Source organism: Rhizobium sp. P2_G9, assembly GCF_056403475.1.
This window is the reverse complement of the sequence record NZ_JBFUFK010000007.1, coordinates 142,888-168,607: the sequence shown is the minus strand read 5'-3', so window position 1 is coordinate 168,607 and position 25,720 is coordinate 142,888. Positions and strand designations below refer to the sequence as shown.

Genomic DNA, 25,720 nt, shown 5'->3' with positions numbered 1-25,720 from the left:
CATGCTGCCGCAGGAAGTCATCTACGCCAAGCGCAACGGCGCGACACTGCCGCCGGCCGAGATCTACGATTTCATCACCGCGCTGGCGGAAAACCGCATCTCCGAGGGCCAGGTGGCGGCCTTCGCCATGGCGGTCTGGTTCAACGGCATGAGCGCCGAGGAGACGGTGGCGCTGACGCGCGCCATGCGCGATTCCGGCGACGTGCTGTCCTGGCCGGACATGGACCGGCCGGTCGGCGACAAGCATTCGACCGGTGGCGTCGGCGACAATGTCTCGCTGATGCTGGCGCCGATCGCGGCGGCCTGCGGTCTCGCCGTGCCGATGATTTCCGGACGCGGGCTCGGCCATACCGGCGGCACGCTCGACAAGCTCGAAGCCATTCCCGGCTACGATCCGTTTCCGGCGCCCGAGCGCTTCCAGGAAATCGTGCGCCAGACCGGCTGCGCCATTGTCGGCCAGACGAGCCGCATCGCGCCGGCCGACAAGCGGCTCTATGCCATTCGTGACGTCACTGCGACCGTCGATTCCGTGCCGCTGATCACCGCCTCGATCCTGTCGAAAAAGCTCGCGGCCGGGCTGCAATCCCTGGTCATGGACGTCAAGACCGGCAACGGCGCCTTCATGCAGAGCATGGAAGATGCCGAAATCCTCGCTCGCTCGATCGTCGATGTCGCCAATGGCGCCGGCGTCAAGACCACGGCCCTGATCACCGACATGAGCGAGCCGCTGGCAGACTGCGCCGGCAACGCCGTCGAAGTCGCGCATGCGATGGAATTTTTGGAAGGCCGCAAGGCGGGCACGCGCATCCATGAGATCGTGCTGACATTTGCGGCGCAGATGCTTGTCAATGCCGGGCTGGAGAGTGATCTTGCCGCCGCCGAGGCGCGCGCCAATGATGCCCTGGTCAGCGGCCGGGCTTTGGACATGTTCGGCCGCATGGTGTTGGAGATGGGCGGACCGGCGGATTTCTGCGAGAACTGGAAGACATATCTGCCGCAGGCGCCGGTGATCCGGCCGGTCGCGGCGCCGCAATCCGGCACGATCGCAGGTTTTATGACGCGCGAGGTGGGGTTGACCGTGATCGGGCTGGGCGGCGGCCGGTTGCGGCCGGAGGATTCGATCGATCACACCACGGGCTTCAGTGGCATCCTGCCGGTCGGCACCGCCGTGCAGGCGGGGGAACCGATCGCGTTTGTGCATGCCGCAGACGAAGACGCCGCCCAATGGGCGGCGGCGGAATATCTCAGCTTTGTCGCGATCTCGGAGGCGCCGGTCCAACGCAGACCGGCGGTGATGAAGCTGATCAGTTGATCAGCTTCATCTCGTCGCCGTCGGCGGTGTAGGACGAAAGCTTCTTCATGAAGCTCATGCCGATCAGCGGGAAGGACAGTTCCTTGCCGCGGACGACGAGCGCATCGACATTGCGCACCGCCACCGTGCCGATCTCGATCGACCTCAGCAGGACATGCGCAGCCTTGACCTTGCCGTTGGCGGTCATGATCTCGTATTTGAAGGTCAGGTCGTTGCCGCCATAGCCGAGGCTGCGGGCATCGGATTCGTTCATCGTCACGTAGGTGGCGCCGGTATCGATCATTGCCTGCAGCGGCTTGCCGTTGAAGCGGAACTTGCCCTCGAAATGGCCGGCATCGTTGGATTTCAGCACGTAGAGCCGGCCGTCCTGGTAGGACGCGTCCGTCACCTCGGCCTTGTCACCATGTGCGTCCGTGACCATGCCGGCCTTCGACACCATGCTCGGAACGTTGATCGCAATCACGATCACCGACGTCCAGATGAGAATTGCTTTGCCGATCATGCTTCGCGTTCCCAGTTTTTCTCGTTTTGCGCATGTCTTTATCCCGAAACCGGCGGCCACTTTCGGGAGACATGCTTTTTGGTTTTGCGCATGTCTTTATTCCGAAACCGGCGACCACTTTCGGGAGACATGCGCCGAATTACGAGAAACGTTAGACTGGAATCCTGATCGAAGTGTAAAAAAATGGCGGGACAAACCCGGTTTGCCCCGCCTTCTGTTAATACCGGTTAATAAAGATTTACTTCGTACCGTACATCCTGTCGCCGGCATCGCCGAGACCGGGAACGATATAGCCTTTCTCATTGAGATGACTGTCGATGGCGGCAGTATAGATATGCACGTCGGGGTGGTAAGCATGGAAGTTCCTTATCCCTTCCGGTGCTGCGAGCAGACAAAGGAAGCGGATATTCTTGGCGTTGCGTTCCTTGAGCTTGTCGATGGCCGCGATCGACGAATTGCCGGTCGCCAGCATCGGGTCGACGACGATCACCAGGCGTTCGGCGATATCTTCTGGCGCCTTGAAGTAATATTCCACCGGCTTCAGCGTCTCGTGGTCGCGATAGACACCGATATGGGAGACGCGGGCCGAGGGCACGAGATCGAGCATGCCTTCCAACAGGCCGTTGCCGGCGCGCAGGATCGAGGCGAAAACCAGCTTCTTGCCCTCGAGGATCGGCGACTTCATCGTCGTCAGCGGCGTCTCGATTTCTTCATAGGTGACTTCGAGGTCGCGGGTGACCTCATAGCACATCAGCAGCGAGATTTCCCGCAGCAGCCGCCGAAAGCCAGCGGTGGACGTCTCCTTCTTGCGCATGATCGTCAGCTTATGCTGCACCAGCGGGTGGTTGATGACCGTGACGCCTTCCATGGGACCCTCTCGAAATACCGTACCATCAGGTCGTTTTTCCATGATGGATGCGGCGCTGCAAGCGCGCATTTCAGATTCGGCGTATCATCCCCATCAAAGCAGGCCCATCAAAGCAGGCTTCTGCCGTATTTGCCTTGGGCGATACCGAGATGCGTGGCGACCGCCTCGCCGATATCGGCGAAGCTCCGGCGGTTGCCGCGTTCGCCCGGCGCGATCAGCGGCCCGAAGGCGAGCACAGGAACCTGTTCGCGGGTGTGGTCGGTACCGCGCCAGGTGGGGTCGCAGCCATGGTCGGCCGTGAGGATGACGAGGTCGTCGAGCCTGAGCCGAGCGGCGATTTCCGGCAGCCGGCGGTCGAAGGCTTCGAGTGCTGCGGCATAGCCTGGCACGTCGCGGCGATGGCCGTAGACCATGTCGAAATCGACGAAATTGGTGAACACCAGATCGCCGTCCTCGGCTCGCTCCATGACATCGAGCGTGGCATCGAACAGCGCCATATTGCCGTTTGCCTTGGTCAGCGTCGACACGCCCTGATGGGCGAAGATGTCGCCGATCTTGCCGACGGCATGCACCTGGCGTCCGGCCTCGACCAGCCGGTCGAGCAGGGTCGGCTCCGGTGGCGGCACGGAAAAATCGCGGCGGTTGCCGGTGCGGATGAAATTGGCGCGATCGGTGCCGACAAACGGCCGGGCGATGACGCGGCCGATATTGAGCGGATCGAGGATGGTCCGCACCGTCTTGCACATCTCGATCAGCCGGTCGAGGCCGAAAGCCAGCTCATGGGCGGCGATCTGGAAGACGGAATCCGAAGACGTGTAGCAGATCGGCTTGCCGGTGCGCATATGCTCTTCGCCGAGGCGGGTGATAATCTCAGTACCCGAGGCATGTCCATTGCCGAGAATGCCGGGCAGGTCGCAGGCCTCGCAAATCTGCGCCACCAGTTCCGGCGAAAAGGCATCGCCCTCCGATGGGAAATAGCCCCAGTCGAACATGACCGGCGTGCCGGCGATTTCCCAATGGCCCGACGGCGTGTCCTTGCCGCGCGACGTCTCGGCGGCGGCGGCATAGGCGCCGATCACCTTCTCAGGCAGGATCATGCCATCCGGCACGCTGCCCGCGGCGAGACGATGCGCATGCAGCAGGCCAAGGCTTGCCATGTTCGGCAGCGACAGCGGCCCCTCGCGCAGACCGTCGCGGTCGGCAGCACCTGCGGCGCAGAATTCGGCGATATGGCCGAGCGTGTTCGAGCCGAGGTCACCATAGGTCTCGGCATCCGGCGCGCCGCCGATGCCGAAGGAATCGAGCACGAAAAGCAAGGCACGCGCCATCAATGGACCCCAGACTTGGACGAGATGAAAGCTCCCATCCGTCCAAGTAAGCCGGTCATGACGGTTTTGCAATCGCTCAAGAACAGTCGGTGCAACTGATGTCGTTGTTGAGCCGCTGCCGATAGAAGAATTCGCGCGACAGCGTGATCGTGCGCATGTCCTGGCCGAGGCTGGCGCCTTTGGCCATGAACAGCAGCAATGTATGCGGCACCGAGACTTCCGCGTGGATCAGGAAGGACGACGGCGTGCGCATGTCGTCCGGAACGCTGACGGCGCTGCCTGCGGTATAGGGCTTGCCGCCCGACTGGTTCCACGACCAGAGAACCTTGGCATTGCCGGCGCTGTCGATGGTGACGCCGGTGATCTTCAGCGTCAGGCCATCGGACGCATGCGGCGCGATGGTCGCCTCCGCCGTATCGACCATCTCGCTGAGGAAGGACTTGCTGACATCGGACTGACGCGCGACGATGTCGGAGACCGTGGCTGCCGCCTTCAAAACCTTGCCGGCGGCATTATAGGCCTCGGTGACTTCGAAGGAACCGACATAGAGCGCGATCAGCACCGGCGCGAGGAAGGCGAATTCGATGGCGCTGGCGCCTTTGCAGTCTCGCGCAAAGCGGCTCGATATCTTCTGGATGGAGGTTGCGAGATGTTTCAGCATGCCGCCCCCCTAATATTTCTCGTTCTGAATTGCCGTGGTCGAAACGATGAGGAATTGCGTCGGCATGACCTGGCCGGCGGGGCGGAGATTGCTGATATAGGGCCGCACCAGATCGGTCATCACCTGCCATTTATAATAAGCGCGCACCATGTTCTTGCTTTCCGATCCGCCGGGCGAGAAGGCGAATTCGGATGTGTCGAGATCGGAAAACTGATCGCTTGTCACGCGCGGCACGTCCTTGGGCATGTCGGAGAAGCTCGCGAACTGCCTGATATCGAGGTAGAGTTTCGAGGGCGTGGCCGCTTCGGTGCTGGAACACATCCTGAGAACGGCGATCTCGGCGCAGAAGGCCTCCCGGAACTCCGATTCCGTCATGTCCGTCGACTTGCCCTGGCCGAAGGTGATCTCGCCGGTGCGGATCTTGCGCGCCATGTCGTCGACGGCATTGTTCATCAGCTGCTCGCCGGCGAAGGCGAGGAAGGTTTCGAACGTGGCGAAGATCAGCATCAGGAAGGGGAGGGCGAGGATCGCGAATTCCAATGCCGCGGCACCATCGCGGTTGTCATTCAACCGCTTGAGCAAACTCCATCGCTCTGTCTTACGGGCGGCATCGCCGGTCATTGGATCTGCCTATCACTTGGATATCCAGATGTTTCTAACGCACAGGAATTAAGCCCGGGTATGAGGCAGCGGCCGGATTAGAGCAGTTCCGTCAACCAATTGTTAAGAGTTCACTTGTCGCCGCCATCGAGCGCCTGGTGTTCCTCGCAGGCGGGCGTGCAGGAATAGACGGTGCGGACGGTCTGGCGGAACAGTCTCAGCGTGTTGCTCTCGTCGATCGACACCAGCACGCGCTCGTCGAGCAGCGCATTGCCGTCGGCGTCGAGCAGAACCAGATTGGTGGTGCCGAAGGCCTTGCCGGTCAGCACGATCGTCTGCGAATCGGCGACCGTGGCATCGGCCACCTTGGCATTGCCGACGATGACCTTCGAAACCGGCCTGTCCAGCTTCAGCACTTTGGCGTGGTTGAGGAACACGCGCATCAGGCCGTCCTCATCGGCGGAGGCCGAGGCAGCAGTGCAGAAGCCCGCCGCGAGGCAGGTTGCGATTGCACAGGCTAAGCGAAGAAGGTTCGACGCACGCATGAAGGGGCCCAGACTCGATTTGCTGAATGAACAATGGACAAGATTGATGAACGAATGCTTAAGCCGCATGCGGGTTAACGGACCTGAGCGACGGCAAAGAGAGAAATGAAAGGTTTTTTGCAAGGCGGCTTCGCCCTGTCGTCGCAATTTTCATCCCGCGCAACCGAACGGAACTGACARAACCAAATTAGAGTATCGATGAAGGCGTCCGCGACAGCGACCTCGGCTCACCGAGGGTGTTGAAAACACATGCGATTCTCGTTCAAGTAAAATTTGATCAAAGACATTGAACCATGGTTTACTACGTTATTCTCTTCTCGGCCGTTAAGCTGATCTTAACCGTTTTTCTTAAGGTGGCCGCAACACCCCCCCTATAGTCTCAGCCCATCCGATCCAACGGCAACAGTTGGCGGAAGTGCTGATGTACCTAACAGGAGACAACGATGTCCGCGATTTTCGCACGTTTTATGAAGGATGAGTCCGGCGCGACCGCCATTGAATACGGCCTCATTGCAGCTCTGATCTCGATCGCTCTGATCACCGGCGCCTCGGCGCTCGGCACGGCGCTCAACAAGCAGTTCGAGACCCTCGCCGGCAAGCTGAACGCCACCTGATATGGTGAGGCCTAAGGCCATTCGCTCATAGTGTCAGAAGGGTCCGTCTCCATCGGGACGGACCCTTTCATATATGCTTTATCAGCCTGTTCGACATTAACGGCGTATCAACCATAGATATTTTTTCGAAGCTTCAACGTCCATTAAGGGTTTATGATGCATCGATTATAGCGTGGTTGGGGCTCATAGCTAAAGGCGACGATATGCTGTTCAGGATGATACTGAAGGACAAGAGCGGGGCAACTGCTGTCGAATACGGCGTCCTCACTGCAATCATCTCCATCGCCTTGCTGACGGGCCTTGGCGCCTTCGCCAACAATCTCAACGCCCAATTCTTCTATCTCGCCAACCTCATCAATTACTGAGTCCAAGAACATGGTTACGGCCGCGATCCTGGTGATCTTTCCGCTTTGCATGGCAATGGCAGCCGTCAGCGACCTCCTGACCATGACCATACCCAACCGGCTCTCGGTGGTCCTGATCGTCAGCTTCGTCGCCATCGCGCCGTTCGTCGGCCTGAGTCTGACCGATTTCCTCGGCCATATCGCCGCCGGTGCCGCGGTCTTCGCCTTCTGCTTCGCCTTGTTCGCGTTCAACAAAATGGGTGGCGGCGATGCCAAAATCCTGACGGCCAGTGCGATCTGGTTCGGGCTCGGCCAGTCGCTGGTCACCTATCTTGTCTATGTGTCGGCTCTGGGCGGCGTGCTCGCCATGCTGATCCTGACGCTCCGTGCGCATCACGACATCATCATGGCCTCGCGTATCCCGCTGCCCGCGACCATATTGCAGCCGACGAAACTGCCCTATGGCCTGGCGATCGGCGCCGCGGCCTTCCTCGCCTTCCCGGCCTCGCCGCTGGTCGAACATGCGCTTCATGGGATCGGGTAAGCCGGGTCGCGCCAGGTTTTATGTTTAATTAACTATAGATGTAATCATTCCGTTAACCATAATYACACCAATTCCTGACCATTCTGCGCTGTGAATTCGTCACATGCAGGGATCAAGGAATGAAGCCCGCCCGACTCATCATACTGTCCGTCGCACTTGTCGCCGCGGGTGCAGCAGCCTTCCTTGCGATGAATCTCGCGGGCAAGAAGACCATCGTGCAGATTCCGGCGGAAACGCTGATCAAGAAGGAGCCGGTGATCAACGTGCTGGTGGCGGCCGCCAACCTGCCGGTCGGATCTCGGCTCAACGACGATTCGATGCGCTGGGCCGGCTGGCCGCAGGGATCGATCGTCGACGGCTTCATCACCTCCGAAGCCCGGCCGGACGCGATCAAGGAACTCAAGAACGCGATCGTCCGCCTGCCGATGTTCGAGGGCGAGCCGGTACGGGCCGAAAAGATCGCCGATCCCGGCAGTGCCATCATGTCGTCGCTGCTGCCTTCCGGCAAGCGGGCTGTGGCGACCGAAATATCGGTCTCGACCAGTGCCGGCGGCTTCATCCTGCCCAATGACCGGGTCGACGTGATCATGGTGCGCAAGGGCGATGACGGCCAGTTCACCACCGAGACCATCCTCACCAACATCCGCGTGCTCGCCATTGACCAGCAGATCCAGGAAAAGGACGAGGGCCAGAAGACGGTGGTCGGCACCACGGCAACGCTGGAGCTCTCCCCCGAACAGGCGAAAGTCATCGTCGTCGCCCAGCAGATGGCCGAGAAGCTGACGCTGGCGCTGCGCTCGGTCGCCGATGCCCAGGAGCCGGATTCGATCGTCGCCAAGCATCTTCTGTCGGGCGATTCGGGCCAGCCGACGATCCAGGTGATCAAATCAGGCGTGATCCAGAAATTGAACGACACCGCTTCCAAAGACAACAGCCAGGAAAGCCATTGACGTGAGCAAGGACAAGACCATGGCAAATCGCAGAACTCTGGCTCCGCTCATCGCTTTCCTGAGCCTCGTGCTCACGGCCGCCGGCGTGCCGAATTTCCACAGTTACACGCTGATCGGCCCATCGGTCGCCCATGCCGAGCAATCGATCTACCGGATCTCGAAGGTCGGCCCCGGCGCCAGCAAGACGCTGAAACTCGGCCTCAACAAGGCGCTGGTGATCGATCTGCCTGTTGACGCGCATGATGTCATGGTCGCCGATCCCGAAGTCGCTGATGCCGTGACCCGCACCTCGACCCGGCTCTACCTGTTCGGCAAGGCCGTCGGCCAGACCAATGTGTTCATCTTCGGCGCCAATGGCGAGGAACTGGTGACGCTCGACCTGGTGATCGAACGCGACATTTCCACCCTGCAGGCGCAGCTCAAGCGCTTCATCCCCGACTCCGACATCAATGTCGAAATCATCTCCGACAATATCGTGCTCACCGGCTCGGTGCGCACGCCGCAGGATGCTGCCCAGGCCGAGCGTCTGGCGCAGATCTTCGTCACCGGCGGTGAAGCGACGACACGCAACATCTCCGCAAGCTCGACCACGGCCACCGGCGATGCCACCGTGGCGCTGTTCAACGAACAGCGGCAGACCTCGCAGATCGTCGACATGCTGACGATCGAGGCCGAGGACCAGGTGACGCTGAAGGTCACGGTGGCCGAAGTCAGCCGCCAGATCGTCAAGCAGCTCGGCTTCTCGGGCACGATTTCCGGCCAGAGCGGCGCCATCAGCTTCCAGAACCCGACCAATCTCGGCGCTTCGACGGACTGGGTGAGCGGCAATACGCTCGCAGGCAAGCTCGGCGGTTTCGACATCTCCACTTTCGTCAACGCCATGGAACAGGCCGGCGTGATGCGCACGCTTGCAGAACCGTCACTGACGGCGATCTCGGGCCAGCAGGCCAACTTCTATGTCGGCGGCGAATTCCGCGTGCCCTCGAAACAGAACATCAGCAAGGACGGCGAAATCGTCCGTAACGTCGACTCCGTCGAATATGGCATAAAGCTGAACTTCAAGCCGGTCGTGCTCTCTCCCGGCCGCATCTCGCTGGTGATCGACACGGAAGTGTCGGAGCCGACCTTCGAGGGATCGTTCGCCTGGGGCGGAACCAGCAGCGTGCCGGGGGTGACCTATCTCGGCATCCGCAAGCGCACGGCCTCGACCACGGTCGAACTGCCGTCGGGCGGCTCGATCGTCATCGGCGGCCTCGTCCGCGACGACATTCGTCAGGCGACCAGCGGCCTGCCGGGGCTGATGAAGCTGCCGATCCTCGGCACGCTGTTCCGCTCGAAGGATTTCCAGCGCAACGAGAGCGAACTGGTGATCATCGCCACGCCCTATCTCGTGCGGCCCGTCGAACGCTCCAAGCTCGCCCGCCCGGACGACAATTTCAATCCGGAAGGCGATGTTGCGACCTTCTTCATGAACCGCGTCAACAAGGTCTATGGCCGGCGCGACAACAACCAGCAGCCGGGCCAATACAATGGCACTATCGGCTTCATCTATAAATGAGGGGACGACATGTTGAACAACCAGGCACCGCTCCTCCCCCGCGCCAGGCATAAAGACCTGCTGAGGCTCGCCGGCATGGCGACGATCATCGCCGCCGCCACGCTGCTGAGTTCCTGCGGCACGACCCGGCCCGACCATACGACGACGGGCTCGATCCCCGATGATTATCGCAGAAGCCATCCGATCACGCTTGCCGAAGCCGAGCACAATCTCGACATACCGCTCGCCGCCGGCGAGCATGGCCTGACACCGTCGACGCGCGACCTGATCAAGGGCTTCGCACAGGATTATGCGGCGCTGAGCAAGAGCACCATCCGCATTGCGCTGCCGCTGAATGCCGCCAATTCTCCCACGGCCCTGCGGCTGCGCGGCGAGATCCGCAAAGCGCTGACCGACAACGAAGTGCCGGCCTCGCGCATCGTCTTCACCAATTATGACGCTCCCGGCGGCAACGTCTCGGCACCGGTCAGGCTCGGCTTCGTCGCCGTCACCGCGATGACCAACGAATGCGGGCAATGGCCGAGCGACCTGGTGACCGGGCCGTCGGTGATCGAAAACCGCAATTACGAGAATTTCGGCTGCGCCAGCCAGCAGAACCTTGCCGCCCAGATCGCCAACCCGAACGATCTCGTCGGCCCGCGCGGCATGTCGGCGATCGACGCACAGAACCGCGCGACGATCATCGAGACATACCGCTCCGGTACGACGTCGGATACGTCGAGCAGCTCAAGCGGCCAGTGAGAAAGAACAGGGGTCGAAGACCATGAACGCTGTGGAATACGGCATCAACAGTGGCGAGGAGCCGGCCGCCGAAGTCCTGACCCGCCCCGGCGATCTCGACCAGCTCCGGCCGTTGCCGCGCATTTCCGTGCATGCCTTCTGCGAAACGGAAAGCATGTATGCGCTGATGGAGAAGCTCGCCGAAGACCGGCGCATGGCCAAGGTCAGTTTCCGCATCAACCAGGGCAGCATCCAGGCCGCGGCCAACATGTTCGCCTCGACGCCGACGCCCAATCTTATCCTGCTCGAAACCAGTGCGGCGCCAAACGAAATCATGGACGAGCTCGCGCCGCTGGCCGAAGTCTGCGATCCCTCCACCAAGGTGGTGATCATCGGTCGCCACAATGACATCCCGCTCTACCGCGACCTGATCCGCAACGGCGTGTCGGAATATATGGTGGCGCCGATCTCGCTCGGCGACATCCTTGCGGCGATCTCCTCGATCTTCGTCGATCCGGAAGCCGAGCCGCTCGGCCGCTCGGTCGCCTTCATCGGCGCCAAGGGCGGTGTCGGGTCCTCGACCATCGCCCACAACATCGCCTGGGGCATCTCGTCGCTGTTCACCCAGGAGGTCATCCTCGCCGATCTCGACCTGCCTTACGGCACCGCCAATATCGATTTCGACCAGGATCCGAGCCAGGGCATGGCCGAGGCGGTCTATTCGCCTGATCGCCTGGACGAAGTGTTCCTCGACCGCCTGCTGACCAAATGTTCGGAACATCTGTCGCTGCTCGCCGCACCGTCGCTGCTCGACCGCACTTACGACTTCGAGCGCATGGCGTTCCAGCCGGTGCTGGAAGTGTTGCAGCGCGCCGCCCCTGTCAGCGTGCTCGACGTGCCGCATGCCTGGAATGAATGGACGCGCTCGCTTCTCGCCGATGTCGACGAGGTGGTGATCGTCGCCGCACCCGATCTCGCCAATCTGCGCAATGCCAAGAACATGTTCGACCAGCTGAGGAAGCTCCGGCCCAACGACAAGGTCGCGCATCTGATACTCAACCAGGTCGGCCTGCCGAAACGGCCCGAAATCCTGCCCAACGATTTCTGCGAGCCGCTGGAAGTGCAGCCGACGGCGATCATTCCGTTCGATGCGCAATTGTTCGGCAATGCCGCCAATTCCGGCCGGATGATCGCCGAGATGGACGCCAAGGCGCCGACGGCGGAGGTGATGAGCCAGATTGCCCATATCGTCACCGGCAGGGCCACGCTGAAGAAGGCCCGCAAGGGCGGCAGCGCGCTGGGCAGTATTCTCGGCAGGCTTGGCAGCAAGAAGAAGTAAACTTGGAACGCGTATGGAGCGGTAGAACCAATGTTCGGTAAACGTGGAAACGAGGGTCCTGTCAGCCGGCCGGCTGCTCCGACGGTCACCGCGCCGCAGCCTGCCGCAGCCGTGATGACGGCACCGCCGCCGCTGGCGCCGCAGCAGGTGCCGGTCTTGCAGGAACCCGCGCGCGACAGCCAATCCGTCCGCACGCCGGCCGCCCCGCAGCCGGCGCGCCGCAAGACCACGCGCTCGGAGGACTACTACCACACCAAGACCGAGGTGTTCTCGGCGCTGATCGACACGATCGACCTGTCGCAGCTCGCCAAGCTCGACGCCGAGAGCGCGCGCGAGGAAATCCGCGATATCGTCAACGATATCATCACCATCAAAAGCTATGCGATGTCGATTTCCGAGCAGGAAGAACTGCTCGAGGACATCTGCAACGACGTGCTCGGCTACGGCCCGCTGGAGCCGCTGCTCGCCCGCGACGACATCGCCGACATCATGGTCAACGGCGCCGGCAAGACCTTCATCGAAGTCAACGGCAAGATCGAGGAAAGCGAGATCCGCTTTCGCGACAATCAGCAACTGCTGTCGATCTGCCAGCGCATCGTCAGCCAGGTCGGCCGCCGCGTCGATGAATCCTCGCCGATCTGCGACGCTCGCCTGCCGGACGGTTCGCGCGTCAACGTCATCGCCCCGCCGCTCGCCATCGACGGTGCGGCACTGACGATCCGCAAGTTCAAGAAGGACAAGCTGACGCTCGACCAGCTCGTCCGCTTCGGCTCGATCACGCCGGAAGGCTCGACATTGCTGCAGATCATCGGCCGCGTCCGCTGCAATATCGTCGTCTCCGGCGGCACCGGCTCGGGCAAGACGACACTGCTCAACTGCCTGACGCGCTATATCGACACGCATGAGCGCATCATCACCTGCGAAGACTCGGCGGAACTGCAATTGCAGCAGCCGCATGTCGTGCGCCTCGAAACCCGTCCGCCGAACATCGAAGGCGAAGGCGAGGTGACCATGCGCGAACTGGTCAAGAACTGCCTGCGTATGCGGCCGGAACGCATCATCGTCGGCGAAGTGCGCGGACCGGAGGTTTTCGACCTGTTGCAGGCGATGAACACCGGCCACGACGGTTCGATGGGCACGATCCACTCCAATACGCCGCGCGAATGCCTGAGCCGCATGGAGTCGATGATCGCCATGGGCGGTTTCTCGCTGCCGGCCAAGACGGTGCGCGAGATCATCTCCGGTTCGGTCGACGTGATCATCCAGGCCGCGCGCCTGCGCGACGGTTCGCGCCGCATCACCCACATCACCGAAGTGCTCGGCATGGAAGGCGACGTCATCATCACCCAGGASCTGATGCGCTTTGAGATCGAAGGTGAAGACAACAATGGCCGCATCATCGGCCGGCACAAGTCGACCGGCATCGGCAAGCCCTATTTCTGGGATCGCGCCCGCTATTTCGGCGAGGACAAGCGGCTGGCCCAGGCACTCGACGAGATGGAAGCCAAGTCGAAATGATGTGTGCTCGACTGGCGGAATAAGGGAATGAACCGCTGGCTGCGTGGATGCGGCGCGGCGGAAGAAAGGTTTTGGGAATGTTTGGCCTCGACCCGACAGTGATTGCAATCATCGCGCTTGCGGCGCTCGCCGCAGGCGCCGTGAGCTATGGCGTGCTGTTCTCGCGCATCGAGACCGACAAGCGGACACAGAGCCGCGTCAGCAAGGTCGCCACGGCCGAGACCGATCGCGTCAAGGTCAAGGCCTCGCGCGACCGCCTGTCGGAAATGACCAAGCGGCGCAAATCCGTGCAGGATTCGCTCAAGGAACTCGAAAAGAAGCAGGCCGAAGCCAACAAGAAGAAGCAGGTGACGTTGAAGGCGAAGATCGCCCAGGCGGGCCTCGGCTTCACCGAAACGCAGTTCTATATCGTCAATGCGGTGCTCGGGTCGACGATTTTCGTCGTCGGCTTCATCTTCGGCATGCCGCTCTTCCTGACGCTGGGCATCGCCTTCGTCGTCGGCGTCGGCCTGCCGCGGTTCTTCGTCTCCTTCATGTTCAAGCGGCGGATGAAGAAGTTCATCGAGGAACTGCCCAACGCGCTCGAAGTCATGGTGCGATCGATCAAGTCGGGCCTGCCGCTCAACGACGCGATCCGTCTCATCGCCGGTGAGGCGAGAGAACCCGTCAAGGGCGAGTTCCGCAAGGTCGTCGAAGCCCAGCAGCTTGGGCTCTCCGTGCCGGAAGCCATCAGCCGCATGAATTTGAGCGTGCCGCTGCAGGAGGTCAACTTCTTCTCGGTGGTCATCACGATCCAGGCACAAGCCGGCGGCAATCTTTCCGAAGCGCTTGGCAACCTCGCGCGCGTGCTGCGCGAGCGCAAGAAGATGAAGGCCAAGGTCTCGGCGCTGTCCATGGAAGCCAAGGCGTCGGCGGCGATCATCGGCGCGCTGCCCTTTATCGTCATGGTCCTCGTCTACCTGACCTCGCCGCAATATATGATGATCCTGTTCACCGATCCGCGCGGTCACCTGATCCTTGGCGCTTCGGGCATCTGGATGTCGATCGGCATCTTCGTCATGCGCAACATGATCAATTTCGATATCTGACGGGGACGGCACGATGCATAACGAACTGGTAAGCACGCTGACGAACCCGACGATCATCATCGCCGGCCTGGTGGCGATCGCAGTGTTCGCGACCATCTACAGCCTGATCCTGCCCTATTTCGACCAGGGCGGGCTGGACAAGCGCATGCGCGCCGTTACCACCGAGCGCGAACAAATCCGCGGCCGCGAGCGCGCCCGGCTGAACGCCGAGGCGTCGAGCCAGAAGGCCAGCCTGCGCGTCCAGAACAATTCCTCGGTCCGACAGATCGTCGACCGGCTCAATCTGCGCGAGGCGCTGGTCGATACCAGCACGGTCGACAAGCTGCGCGCTGCGGGCTACCGTTCGCAGAACGCGCTGAACATGTTCCTGTTCGCCCGTTTCTTCCTGCCCTTCGTGTTTCTCGCCGCCGCGGCGTTCTACATCTTCGTGCTCGGTTACCTGGCCAACCAGACCTTCATGGTGCGGCTCCTGACCGTGGTGGGCGTCAGCTATCTCGGCTTCTATTCGCCCAATATCTTCATCTCCAACAAGATCGGCAAGCGACAGAAATCGATCCGCCGCGCCTGGCCGGATGCGCTCGACCTGATGCTGATCTGCGTCGAATCCGGTGTCTCGATCGAAGCCGCGATCCGCCGGGTCGCCGACGAACTGGCCCAGGCCTCGCCGGAACTAGCCGAGGAAATGATCCTCACCAATGCCGAACTCTCCTTCCTGCAGGAACGGCGGCAGGCTTACGAAAACCTTGCCAAGCGCACCCAGCTCGACATCGTCCAGGCCGTGACCCAGGCGCTGATCCAGGCCGAACGCTACGGCACGCCGGTGGCCCAGGCACTGCGCGTGCTCGCCCAGGAAAGCCGCGACCAGCGCATGAACGAGGCCGAGAAAAAGGCCGCGGCACTGCCGCCCAAGCTGACCGTGCCGATGATCCTGTTCTTCCTGCCGGTGCTGATCGCGGTTATTCTCGGGCCGGCGGGTATTCAGGTGTCGGACAAGTTCTGAGACAGAACAGAGGGGGTACCACAGGCTCTGACGCTACCCCTTCACCCGCGCATTCTCCGGATCATAGAACGGCGTCAGCGACACATTCGCCTTGACCCGCTCCGTCGCCACTTCGAGCTCATATTCGCCGGACAGGACATAATCCTCCGTCACGCCCCTGGCATCGCGGACATAGCCATAGCCGATTGACTTGCCGATCGTATAGCCAAAGCCGCCGGAGCTCAGCCAGCCGACGCGCTGGCCGTTGCGGTAGATGGTCTCGCGGCCGAGCAGCACGACATCGGGATCGTCGACCGTGAATCCGGCGAACATTTTTCTGACGCCATTTTTCAACTGCGCTTCGACGGCGGCGCGGCCGCGGAAATCGACCTTGGATTTCGTCTTCACCGCCCAGCCAAGGCCGGCCTCGACGGGCGTATGGTCGGGACCGATATCGGAGCCCCAGGCGCGGTAGCCCTTTTCCAGTCGGAGGCTTTCGATGGCGCGGTAGCCGGCATTGACGAGGCCATGCGCGCTACCCGCTTGCATCAGCAGATCGTAGATGCCCGCGGCATATTCGACCGGCAGGTGCAGTTCGTAGCCGAGTTCGCCGACATAGGTGATGCGCAGCACCCTGACCGGGGCGCCGCCGATGCCGATGGTGCGGAACTGGGCAAAGGGCAGAGCGGCGTTGGAGACATCCGCCGCGGTCACCGCCTGCAGGATGTCGCGCGACGCCGGCCCCATCAACGACAGCACGGTATAAGCCGAGGTGACGTCGATCAGGCTGGCATGGGCGCTGTCGGGAATGTTGCGGTTGATCCAGTCGAAATCATGCGTGGCGAAGCCGGTGCCGGTGACGATGTAATATTCGTCCTCGGCGATGCGGGCGCAGGTGAGATCGCATTCGATGCCGCCGCGATCGTTGAGCATCTGGGTATAGGTGAGCGAGCCGGGCTTGCGGCCGACATTGCCCGCGGCGATCCACTGCAGCGCGGCTTCGGCGTCGCGCCCTTTGAGCGTGAACTTGGCGAAAGATGTCTGGTCGAACAGCACGGCGGTTTCGCGCGCGGCCTTGTGCTCCCGGCCGACCGCGACGAACCAGTTCTGACGGCCGTACGTGTAAATATCTTCCGGCTTTTCGCCCTTGGCTGCATCGGCAAACCAGTTCGGCCGCTCCCAGCCGAGCTTTTCGCCGAAGGCGGCGCCCTGGGCCTTCAAGCGGTCATAAAGCGGCGATTTGCGCGCCGGCCGGCCGGAGGAATGTTCCTCGAACGGCCAGGCCATGGTGTAATGCTTGCCATAGGCTTCGTAGGTGCGGGTGCGCACCCAGTCGGTGTCGAAATGCGGCCGGCCGAAGCGGCGGATATCCACGGGCCAGAGATCATAGGGCGCCTCGCCCTTGGCGGCCCATTCAGCCAGGGCCATGCCGGCGCCGCCGCCCGAGGCGATGCCGAAGGCATTGAAACCGGCGCCGACGAAGAAATTCTTCAGTTCCGGCGCCTCGCCGAGGATGAAATTGCCGTCGGGGGTAAAGCTTTCCGGACCGTTCAGCAATTGCTTGATGCCGATCTCCTGCAATTTCGGCACCCGGCCAAGCGCGAACTCCATGATCGGCTCGAAATGATCGAAATCGCTGTCGAGCAGGGTATAGTGAAAGCCCTCGGGAATGCCCTTTTCGGCCCAGCCGATCGGGTTCGGCTCATAGCCGCCCATCACCAGGCCGCCGACCTCTTCCTTGTAATACGTCAGCCGGTCCGGGTCGCGCAGCGTCGGCAGGTTGGAGGGCACGCCGAAGGCCTCGGTGATCACATATTGATGTTGCACCGAGACGAGCGGCACATTGACGCCGAAGCGGGCGGCGAAGGCGCGCGTCCATTGCCCGGCGCAGACCACGACCTTCTCGCATTCGATCCGGCCGCGTTCGGTGACGACGGCCTTGATCCGGCCATTGGCGATTTCGAGATCGGTGACTTCGATATCCTCGAAGATCGACACCCCGGCCATGCGCGCGCCCTTGGCGAGCGCCTGGGTGATGTCGGATGGATTGGCCTGGCCGTCGGTGGGCAGGAAGGCTGCGCCGACGACGTCGTCGACCTGCATCAGCGGCCAGAAGTCCTGCGCTTCCTTGGGCGACAAAAGGTGCATTTCCAGGCCGAAGGAATGGGCGGTGGTCGCCTGGCGCTTCACCTCGGTCCAGCGCTCTTCGTTGCAGGCGAGCCGCATGCCGCCATTCATCTTCCAGCCGGTGGCGAGTCCGGTTTCGGCCTCGAGCGTCTTGTAGAGTGCCACCGAATGGCCGAGCAATTGGGTGATATTGGCGCTGGTCCGCAGCTGTCCGACAAGGCCGGCGGCATGGAAAGTCGAGCCGGAGGTCAGCTTCTTGCGTTCGAGCAGCACGGTGTCGATGAGGCCGAGTTTGCCGAGATGGTAGGCCGTCGAGCAGCCGACAATGCCGCCGCCGATCACCACGATCTTTGCCGTTGAGGGGAGCTCTTTCATGCCGGTGGATCCTCAGATTTCCTGGAAGGCGGCATAGGCCGCATCGAAGCGTGCACGGTTTTCGGCCGTATAGGTCTTGTAATCGAAGCCGATGGTGGAGTGGATTTCCGACACCATGCTCCACATCGTTTCGCGCAGCAACGAAGCGCATTTCATCGCCTTGTAGCGGCGCCAGAGCGGCTCGCTCAGCATGGTCTCGAAATAGGCTTCCAGCAGCGACGCCTCGCGCTCCTCCGAAAGCTGGTTGTTGGAGGCAAGGCCGCCGAGATCGAAAAGCGGCGAATTGAACCCCGCATAGTCCCAGTCGATCAGCCAGAGCCGCTTGCCGTCATCGAGAAAATTGGCCGCCAGCAGGTCGTTGTGGCCGAAGACGACAGAATAGGGACCGGCCGCCGCTTCGAGTTTCTGCGATTTCTGCAGCAGAATCTTGACTTCGGGCAGGTATTCGCTGTCGCCGTCCTTCAGCGTATTTGCATAGTCACGGATCACCTGGAACACCCAGAAGATCATGGCCGGGCCGCGGAAATATTTCGGAATGTCCTCATGGCATTTGCGCAGGAGCGGAATGATCCGCTTGATCATTGCCGGATTGTCGATGTCGGCGGAGGAGAGCGTCTTCGCCTCGACATAGTCCATCACCAGCACGCCCGGCGCATGATGCAGGATGGCGGGCGAAATGCCGGCGGCCTCGGCTGCGCGAGACGCGGCGAGTTCATTGGCGCGGCTGATCATGTGCACGGCGATGTCGTCGCCCAGCCGCACGGCGACCGTTCTGCCTCCGTCTTTCACGCGGTAGTTGCGATTGGTCATCCCGCCTGAGAGTGGCTCGATTTCGATCTTCCCCCGCCAGAAGTCGAGATTTCGGATGCGGTCCTCCGGACTTTCCACCATGCATTGCTTCCCGAAGGTAAGAGATAGAAACGATGGGCGGCACCATAGAATAGCGGCGGGACGATTGTAAATTGCCTCGCGGAAATGTGTCTTGTTTTCCGTCAATTACGCCGCAAAGCGGACCACCGGCCGTCGCATGACGGCGCACGTCTTGCCGAAAATCCGGAAATCATGTTCAACACATGCTCTATTGGAGCTTGGTTCGACCTTGGGGGCCGGAATGAAGACACTCGTGATTGGCGGCAGCCATGCCGCACTGGCGCTCGCCGCGGAACTGCGCAAGCTTTCGCCTGAGGCGGAAATCACACTGGTCAGCGCCGATCCGGAACTGCCCTACCAGCGGCCGCCGCTCTCCAAGGCCTATATGTCGCAGAAGGTGAGTTTCGACCAGATCCTGTTCCGGCCGGCCGATTGGTACGAGACCAATCGCATCGCGCTGAAAAACGGCATGCGGGTCGAGACGATCGACCGCGAGAAGAAGACGGCGACGCTTTCGGATGGCGAGACGCTGTCCTACGATCATCTGGTCTTCGCCACCGGCGCCCGGCCGCGGCGCCTGCCCGCCGCAATCGGCGGCACGCTGCCGAATGTTTTCGTCATGCGCGATCTCTCCGATGCCCATGATCTGATGGCGCGGATGCAGGACGGCGCGCGGCTGGTCGTGATCGGCGGCGGTTATATCGGCCTCGAAGCAGCCTCCGAGGCTGCCAAGAAGGGCGTTTCCGTCACCGTCATCGAGGCGGCTGACCGTATTCTCAAGCGTGTTGCCAGCGAAGAGACGGCCGACGATGTCCGCACGCTGCACCATGAGCATGGTGTGCGCATCTTCGAAAATGCCAGCCTGGTGAAGATCGTCGAGAAAGACGGCCAGGCTGATGGCGTCGAACTGACCGACGGTTCGATCATCGCGGCCGATTTCGTCATTACCGGCATCGGCGTCGTGCCGGACACGGCGCTGGCCGAGGCCTGCGGGCTCATTGTCGCCAATGGCATCGTCATCGACAAGCATTTGCGCACCTCCGACCCGTCGATCTTCGCCATCGGCGACTGCGTCTCCTTCCCTTACCGGCACATGATGATCCGGCTGGAATCGGTGCAGAACGCCAATGACATGGGCATTGTCGCGGCGCAAAACATCATGCATGCCAATGTCGAATACAGGCCCGTGCCGTGGTTCTGGTCCGATCAGTTTGAACTCAAGCTGCAGATTGCCGGCCTGAACATCGGCTATGACCACGTGATCACCCGCCCCGGCGCGCGCGAAGGGGCGAAGTCGCACTTCTATTTCCGCGGCGACGAATTCCTCGCCGCAGACTGCCTCAATGACGGCGCCACCTATATGGTCGCCCGGCGCATTCTCGAAGGCGGCAAGACCTTGACGCGGGCGCAGGTGCAGGATCATTCTTTCGTGCTGAAATTCCTCCTCTGATCCGCCCACGGAGTTGCCATGCCCGCCCCTGAAAATCTGCTCAAGGCCCGCCTGAAACGCGGCGTGGCCACCACCGGACTCTGGCTGTCGCTGGCCAACAGCTATACGGCCGAACTGGCGGGCACGATCGGCTTCGACTGGGTGATGATCGACGGCGAACATTCGCCGAACGATCTGCGCACCATCATGGAGCAGCTGCAGGTGTTGAAAAGTTCGGCTTCATCCGTGTGCGTGCGGCCGCCGATCGGCGAAACCTACCTGATCAAGCAGCTTCTCGACATGGGAGCGCAATCGCTGCTGATCCCGATGGTGGAAAGCCGTGAACAGGCCGAGATGCTGGTCAGGGCAGTGCGCTATCCGCCGCGCGGGGTGCGTGGCGTCGGCGCCGGCTCGGCCCGCGCCGCCGCTTTCGGCACGGTCGATAATTATCTGGCCACGGCCGATGACCAGATTTGCCTGATGCTGCAGCTCGAAAGCCGCGCGGCAATCGCAGCCCTCGACGAAATCGCCACGGTGGACGGCGTCGATTGCCTGTTCATCGGCCCGTCCGATCTCTCGGCCGACATGGGCCATCTCGGCAATCCCTTCGCGCCGGAGGTGCAGGCGGTGATCGAGGATACGATCAAGCGTATCCGCGCCCATGGCAAGGCAGCCGGCATCTATATGCTCGACCCAAAGCATGCCAAGCACTACCAGGACCTCGGCGCCAACATGATTACGGTCGCCTCCGATGTCGGCACGTTGGTCAACGGGCTCAAGCAGATCAAGCAGATCTACGCATAGCGGCTCGGTCAATTTTGTTAAAAAAATAACAAGACCGGTTGACGGTTCACAGATTAGCCGGCATCCTCTGGTCGAACCGTGAATGGGGACAAAGCTGATGGTACGCAACAGGGAACGGCTCGACAGGCTCGGAGCGTTGATCCTGGAGCGCGGCGTCATCCATTTGCGGGACGCCGCCCAGGCGCTCGGCGTCTCCGAAATGACCATCCGCCGCGACATTGCCGGTGAATCGAGCCGCTTCGTCTATCTCGGCGGCCATATCATGCCGGCCCAGGCGGTCGAGCCGGAACAGCCCTACGAACTTGCCATTGCCGCCGACAAGCATGCATCGGCCAAGCGCAAGGCTTGCCAGTTCGCCGTCGAGCATCTGCGCGCCGAGGACACGGTGTTCATGGACTGTGGCACGACGCTGATCCATCTTGTCGACCTGCTGCCGAACGACATGCCGCTGACCGTGGTCTGTTACGCGCTCAACATTGCCGAGCGGCTAGCCTCCAAGCCGCATGTGCGGCTGATCATGATGGGCGGCTTCTATCACCCCGCCTCCGCTTCCTTCTCCGGCGAGGCGGGCCTGACACTGCTCGACCAGCTTGGCGTCAACACCGCCTTCCTCTCCGCCGCCGGCCTCGACGCGGCGCGCGGCGCCACCGCCATCCACTTCCATGAGGCGGAGATCAAGCGCAAGGCGATGAACATTTCGGCGCGCAATATCCTGGTGCTCGACAATTCCAAGCTCGGGAGGATCAGGCCGGCCTTCTTCGCCAAGGCCGACGATTTCGATGCGATCTATACGGAAGAGGGGGCATGGGAGCCGGAAGGCGAGGAATGAGATATTGCCGCATTCCAGCCGCCGTTTCAGCCCATAGTCCCTTGACGATTTGCCGATTTGATGTAAATAGAACAGTATCTGTTAGAATTATAACAAATCTGCCGCTGGCAGGGTCGGGAGGCCGACATGGACAAATCTACGATCGATAAACCGCTTGGGCTCGTCAATCACGGCTGGCCGCGCAATCCGGGCATGGAACTCGACCTCGGCTGGGTCATGGACCAGCGTGTCAATCTCTCCGCGGGAGAGCGCCGCGTCGCCACGCTGCCGGGCCGCCGCACGGTCAAGAACGATGCACAGGCCGCTTGGCTGTTGAAGGCCGTGACCTGCATCGACCTGACGACGCTCAACGGCGACGACACCGCCGGCCGCGTCAAGCGCCTCTGCGCCAAGGCCGCGAGCCCGGTGCGGCAGGACCTGCTCGACGCGCTCGGCATGGGTGACCGCAAGATCACCACTGGCGCCATCTGCGTCTACCACCGCTTCGTTTCGACCGCCGTCGAGGCGCTGGATGGCACCGGCATTCCGGTGGCTGCCGTTTCCACCGGCTTTCCCGCCGGCCTGTCGCCACACGACACCAAGCTGAAGGAGATCGAGGCTTCCGTCGCCGATGGCGCTCGGGAAATCGACATCGTCATCACCCGCGAACATGTGCTGACCGGCAATTGGGAAGCGCTCTATCGCGAAATGCAGGATTATCGTGCCGCTTGCGGTGACGCGCATGTCAAGGCGATCCTCGCCACCGGCGACCTGAAGACGCTACGCAATGTCGCGCGCGCCTCGCTGGTCTGCATGATGGCCGGCGCCGACTTCATCAAGACCTCGACCGGCAAGGAAGGCGTCAATGCGACGCTGCTCGTGACGCTGGTCATGCTCAGGATGATCAGGGAATATGAGGAGCGCACCGGCTTCAAGGTCGGCTACAAGCCGGCCGGCGGCATTTCCACCGCCAAGGACGTGCTGAACTACCAGTTCCTGATGAAGGACGAGCTGGGCCGCGAATGGCTGGAGCCGGATCTGTTCCGCATCGGTGCTTCGAGCCTGCTGGCCGATATCGAGCGCCAGCTCGAGCATCACCTTACCGGCGCTTACTCGTCGTTCGTGCGCCATCCGATCGGCTGATCGCCCGGAGCGGTTTTTCGGAACCGCTCCCGCCCGTTTTAGCGCGTTTCAAGGGCAGTCTACCCTGCCCGCGAAATGCTTGAGGAGCCCAAAATGTCCGTTGCAACCTATTTCGACGAAATGTCCTACGGTCCCGCCCCCGAAGCCGATACCGAAGCCCGCGCCTGGCTGAAGCGGCACAATTCCACCTTCGGCCATTTCATCAATGGCGAATTCCGCCCCTCGGCCGACGGCGAAACCTTTACCACGCATGAACCGGCCACCAACGCCGATCTAGCCAAGCTCGCCATTGGCACGGCTGCAGATGTCGACGCCGCCGTTGCCGCCGCCCGCAAGGCCCAGGCGCAGTGGGCAAAGCTTTCCGGCCATCAGCGCGCCCGCCATCTCTATGCGTTGGCCCGCATGATCCAACGGCACGGCCGCCTGCTCGCCGTGATCGAGGCGATCGACAACGGCAAGCCGATCCGCGAGACGCGCGATATCGACGTACCGCTCGCCGCCCGGCATTTCTATCACCATGCCGGCTGGGCGCAGCTGACGGAAACCGAATTCGCCGATCACAATCCGGTCGGCGTCGTCGGCCAGATCATTCCCTGGAACTTCCCGCTGCTGACGCTTGCCTGGAAAGTGGCGCCGGCACTGGCGCTCGGCAATACCGTGGTGCTGAAGCCGGCTGAATTCACCTCGCTGACGGCGCTGCTGTTCGCCGAACTGGCGGCTGCCGCCGGATTGCCGGCGGGCGTGCTCAACGTCATTACCGGCGAAGGCGAGACCGGCGCGCTGGTTGTTGACCATGCCGGGATCGACAAGATCGCCTTTACCGGCTCGACCGAGGTCGGCCGCATCATCCGCGAGAAAACCGCCGGCTCCGGCAAGTCGCTGACGCTGGAACTTGGCGGCAAGTCACCGTTCATCGTCTTCGACGATGCCGATATCGACGGCGCGGTCGAGGGCGTGGTCGATGCCATCTGGTTCAACCAGGGCCAGGTCTGCTGCGCCGGCTCGCGCATTCTGGTGCAGGAAGGCGTGGCGCCGAAATTCCATGCCCGGCTGCGTCGCCGGATGCAGACGCTGCGTGTCGGCCATCCGCTCGACAAGGCGATCGACATGGGCGCGATCATCGACCCGGTGCAGCTCCGCCGCATCRAAAAACTGGTCAACCAGGGCGTCGAGGAAGGCGCCGAACTCTTCCAGAGCGAAATCGACCTGCCGAAGACTGGCTCTTTCTATCGCCCCACTTTGCTTGCCAACGTCCAACCGACCTCGATCGTCGCCACCGAGGAAATCTTCGGGCCGGTCGCCGTCTCCATGACCTTCCGCACGCCGGAAGAGGCGGTGCAGCTTGCCAATCACACCCGCTTCGGCCTCGCGGCATCCGTCTGGAGCGAGACGATCGGCCTAGCCTTGCATGTCGCGGCAAAGCTCGCAGCGGGCGTCGTCTGGGTCAATGCCACCAATCTCTTCGATGCCTCGGCCGGTTTCGGCGGCAAGAAGGAGTCCGGCTTTGGCCGCGAGGGCGGCAAGGAAGGCGCATACGAATATCTGAAGCCGAAGGCCTGGGCCAATGCCAAGCCACGTGCGGAAATCGCCGTGCCGCAGCTCAAGACCACGCCCGGCGATTTCGCAGCCCCGGTGGTCGACCGTACGGCAAAGCTTTTCGTCGGCGGCAAGCAGGCGCGGCCGGACGGCAATTATTCGCGGCCGATCCTGTCGCCCAAGGGCAAGGTGGTCGGCGAAGTCGGCGAGGGCAATCGCAAGGACATCCGCAATGCCGTTGCCGCGGCGCAATCCGCCTCCGGCTGGGCCTCCGCCACAGCGCATAACCGGGCGCAGATCCTTTATTACATCGCCGAGAACCTGGCGTCCCGCGAGGATGAATTCGCCGCCCGCATCGCCGCCCAGACCGGCCGCAGCCCGGCCTCGGCCAAAGCGGAAGTCGAGGCTGCCGTCTCGCGTCTCTTCACCTATGGCGCCTGGGCCGACAAATATGAGGGCCTGATCCACACGCCGCCGCTGCGGGGCGTGGCACTGGCGCTGCCGGAACCGCAGGGCGTGGTCGGCGTGATCTGCCCGCCGGAAATGCCGCTGCTCGGCTTCATCTCGCTGGTCGCCCCGCTGGTCGCCGTCGGCAATCGCGTTGTCACCGTGCCGAGCGAACCCTATCCGCTGTCGGCCACGGATTTCTACACCGTGCTCGAAACCTCCGATGTCCCGGCCGGCGTGATCAACATCGTCACCGGTTCGGCGATGGAGCTCGGCAAGTCGCTCGCCAGCCACAACGATGTCGACGCACTCTGGGCTTTCGGCTCGCAGGCGCTGTCGGCGATGGCGGAAAAGGCCTCGATCGGCAATCTGAAGCGTGTGTTTACCGATTACGGCAAGGGCTTCGACTGGATGGACCCCGCCCAGGGCGAGGGCCCGCTTTTCCTGCGCCGCGCGACGGACGTGAAGAACGTCTGGATTCCCTACGGGGAATGAGGGTTTCCTCCGCTCGACGGGCAGGTCAATCACCGATGCACTGAACACTCCTCTCGATAGGGGGGAGTGTCTTCTTCACCGAAGCATTGCCGCAGCAAGGAGAACTTGGGGCGCCAGCGGCGATGCACATTCCACCTCGCCCCGGGGCAGTTTTCGGCGCAGCCGGAAAAGCCTCGAAGGGTCCATATCGCGGCATATCCCCCCATTCTTCGACAG

The 25,720-nt window shown here is 62.1% G+C and carries 24 protein-coding genes; 16 read left to right on the top strand and 8 right to left on the bottom strand.

The genetic code is table 11. The features are described 5' to 3' along the window. Nucleotide 1 precedes the first annotated feature (1 nt). Nucleotides 2-1,312, top strand: coding sequence for a thymidine phosphorylase (gene deoA / locus AC1DYF_RS08285; protein WP_477876225.1), 1,311 nt, complete (start codon nucleotides 2-4; stop codon nucleotides 1,310-1,312). Here the strand turns inward: deoA and AC1DYF_RS08280 are convergent. The 6 genes from AC1DYF_RS08280 to AC1DYF_RS08255 all read right to left on the bottom strand — a co-directional run bounded on the left by AC1DYF_RS08280 (nucleotide 1,305) and on the right by AC1DYF_RS08255 (nucleotide 5,816). Next, nucleotides 1,305-1,814: a retropepsin-like aspartic protease family protein gene (locus tag AC1DYF_RS08280; RefSeq protein WP_477876224.1), complete on the bottom strand. Its 510-nt coding sequence runs from the start codon at nucleotides 1,812-1,814 to the stop codon at nucleotides 1,305-1,307. The two genes, deoA and AC1DYF_RS08280, sit on opposite strands and share 8 nt — an antisense overlap. Before the next feature lie 238 nt (nucleotides 1,815-2,052). After that, nucleotides 2,053-2,682: a uracil phosphoribosyltransferase gene (gene upp / locus AC1DYF_RS08275; protein WP_477876223.1), complete on the bottom strand. Its 630-nt coding sequence runs from the start codon at nucleotides 2,680-2,682 to the stop codon at nucleotides 2,053-2,055. 107 nt (nucleotides 2,683-2,789) lie between these two features. Beyond that, complete coding sequence (locus AC1DYF_RS08270) at nucleotides 2,790-4,010, bottom strand: phosphopentomutase (RefSeq protein ID WP_477876222.1); 1,221 nt, start codon at nucleotides 4,008-4,010, stop codon at nucleotides 2,790-2,792. A gap of 76 nt (nucleotides 4,011-4,086) precedes the next feature. Next, a complete protein-coding gene (locus AC1DYF_RS08265; RefSeq protein ID WP_477876221.1) occupies nucleotides 4,087-4,671 on the bottom strand; it encodes a TadE/TadG family type IV pilus assembly protein in 585 nt (194 codons plus the stop codon). Nucleotides 4,672-4,680: 9 nt separating this feature from the next. After that, entirely contained in the window at nucleotides 4,681-5,292 is a 612-nt protein-coding gene (locus AC1DYF_RS08260; protein WP_477876220.1) for a TadE/TadG family type IV pilus assembly protein, read from the bottom strand. A 110-nt stretch (nucleotides 5,293-5,402) separates the two neighbouring features. Next, complete coding sequence (locus AC1DYF_RS08255; protein WP_477876219.1) at nucleotides 5,403-5,816, bottom strand: pilus assembly protein N-terminal domain-containing protein; 414 nt, start codon at nucleotides 5,814-5,816, stop codon at nucleotides 5,403-5,405. 443 nt (nucleotides 5,817-6,259) lie between these two features. Here AC1DYF_RS08255 and AC1DYF_RS08250 point away from each other — a divergent pair, with 443 nt between their 5' ends. The 10 genes from AC1DYF_RS08250 to AC1DYF_RS08205 all read left to right on the top strand — a co-directional run bounded on the left by AC1DYF_RS08250 (nucleotide 6,260) and on the right by AC1DYF_RS08205 (nucleotide 15,491). Beyond that, nucleotides 6,260-6,430: a Flp family type IVb pilin gene (locus AC1DYF_RS08250; protein WP_477876218.1), complete on the top strand. Its 171-nt coding sequence runs from the start codon at nucleotides 6,260-6,262 to the stop codon at nucleotides 6,428-6,430. Nucleotides 6,431-6,633: 203 nt separating this feature from the next. After that, the gene (locus tag AC1DYF_RS08245) at nucleotides 6,634-6,795 is read left to right on the top strand and encodes a Flp family type IVb pilin (RefSeq protein ID WP_477876217.1); all 162 of its coding nucleotides are present in this window, start codon (nucleotides 6,634-6,636) and stop codon (nucleotides 6,793-6,795) included. A 10-nt stretch (nucleotides 6,796-6,805) separates the two neighbouring features. Further along, on the top strand, nucleotides 6,806-7,318 hold the full coding sequence (locus AC1DYF_RS08240) for an A24 family peptidase (RefSeq protein WP_477876216.1): 513 nt from the start codon (nucleotides 6,806-6,808) through the stop codon (nucleotides 7,316-7,318). A 119-nt stretch (nucleotides 7,319-7,437) separates the two neighbouring features. Next, the gene (gene cpaB / locus AC1DYF_RS08235) at nucleotides 7,438-8,268 is read left to right on the top strand and encodes a Flp pilus assembly protein CpaB (protein WP_477876215.1); all 831 of its coding nucleotides are present in this window, start codon (nucleotides 7,438-7,440) and stop codon (nucleotides 8,266-8,268) included. Nucleotides 8,269-8,287: 19 nt separating this feature from the next. Beyond that, complete coding sequence (locus AC1DYF_RS08230; protein WP_477876214.1) at nucleotides 8,288-9,826, top strand: type II and III secretion system protein family protein; 1,539 nt, start codon at nucleotides 8,288-8,290, stop codon at nucleotides 9,824-9,826. A 9-nt stretch (nucleotides 9,827-9,835) separates the two neighbouring features. Continuing rightward, on the top strand, nucleotides 9,836-10,567 hold the full coding sequence (locus AC1DYF_RS08225; protein ID WP_477876213.1) for a CpaD family pilus assembly protein: 732 nt from the start codon (nucleotides 9,836-9,838) through the stop codon (nucleotides 10,565-10,567). A gap of 22 nt (nucleotides 10,568-10,589) precedes the next feature. Next, entirely contained in the window at nucleotides 10,590-11,885 is a 1,296-nt protein-coding gene (locus AC1DYF_RS08220; protein WP_477876212.1) for a CpaE/TadZ family protein, read from the top strand. Between the two features lie 30 nt (nucleotides 11,886-11,915). Next, nucleotides 11,916-13,403: a CpaF family protein gene (locus AC1DYF_RS08215; protein ID WP_477876211.1), complete on the top strand. Its 1,488-nt coding sequence runs from the start codon at nucleotides 11,916-11,918 to the stop codon at nucleotides 13,401-13,403. A 77-nt stretch (nucleotides 13,404-13,480) separates the two neighbouring features. After that, entirely contained in the window at nucleotides 13,481-14,491 is a 1,011-nt protein-coding gene (locus tag AC1DYF_RS08210) for a type II secretion system F family protein (protein WP_477876210.1), read from the top strand. A gap of 13 nt (nucleotides 14,492-14,504) precedes the next feature. Further along, nucleotides 14,505-15,491 (top strand): type II secretion system F family protein, encoded by a 987-nt coding sequence (locus tag AC1DYF_RS08205; RefSeq protein WP_477876209.1) that lies wholly within the window; start codon nucleotides 14,505-14,507, stop codon nucleotides 15,489-15,491. 33 nt (nucleotides 15,492-15,524) lie between these two features. Here AC1DYF_RS08205 and AC1DYF_RS08200 read toward each other — a convergent pair whose 3' ends face one another. Both AC1DYF_RS08200 and AC1DYF_RS08195 read right to left on the bottom strand, forming a co-directional pair. Next, on the bottom strand, nucleotides 15,525-17,972 hold the full coding sequence (locus AC1DYF_RS08200; RefSeq protein ID WP_477876208.1) for a GcvT family protein: 2,448 nt from the start codon (nucleotides 17,970-17,972) through the stop codon (nucleotides 15,525-15,527). A 12-nt stretch (nucleotides 17,973-17,984) separates the two neighbouring features. Next, nucleotides 17,985-18,863, bottom strand: a complete 879-nt coding sequence (locus AC1DYF_RS08195) for a phosphotransferase (protein WP_477876207.1) — start codon at nucleotides 18,861-18,863, stop codon at nucleotides 17,985-17,987. Between the two features lie 220 nt (nucleotides 18,864-19,083). Between AC1DYF_RS08195 and AC1DYF_RS08190 the strand changes: the two genes are divergently transcribed. From AC1DYF_RS08190 to AC1DYF_RS08170, 5 genes are all read left to right on the top strand, one after another. After that, nucleotides 19,084-20,292, top strand: coding sequence for an NAD(P)/FAD-dependent oxidoreductase (locus tag AC1DYF_RS08190; RefSeq protein WP_477876206.1), 1,209 nt, complete (start codon nucleotides 19,084-19,086; stop codon nucleotides 20,290-20,292). An 18-nt stretch (nucleotides 20,293-20,310) separates the two neighbouring features. After that, entirely contained in the window at nucleotides 20,311-21,075 is a 765-nt protein-coding gene (locus AC1DYF_RS08185; RefSeq protein WP_477876205.1) for an HpcH/HpaI aldolase family protein, read from the top strand. Nucleotides 21,076-21,172: 97 nt separating this feature from the next. Beyond that, a complete protein-coding gene (locus AC1DYF_RS08180) occupies nucleotides 21,173-21,904 on the top strand; it encodes a DeoR/GlpR family DNA-binding transcription regulator (RefSeq protein WP_477876204.1) in 732 nt (243 codons plus the stop codon). Between the two features lie 126 nt (nucleotides 21,905-22,030). Continuing rightward, nucleotides 22,031-23,026, top strand: a complete 996-nt coding sequence (gene deoC / locus AC1DYF_RS08175; RefSeq protein ID WP_477876203.1) for a deoxyribose-phosphate aldolase — start codon at nucleotides 22,031-22,033, stop codon at nucleotides 23,024-23,026. Between the two features lie 93 nt (nucleotides 23,027-23,119). Then, complete coding sequence (locus AC1DYF_RS08170; RefSeq protein WP_477876202.1) at nucleotides 23,120-25,504, top strand: aldehyde dehydrogenase family protein; 2,385 nt, start codon at nucleotides 23,120-23,122, stop codon at nucleotides 25,502-25,504. Nucleotides 25,505-25,720: the final 216 nt, after the last annotated feature.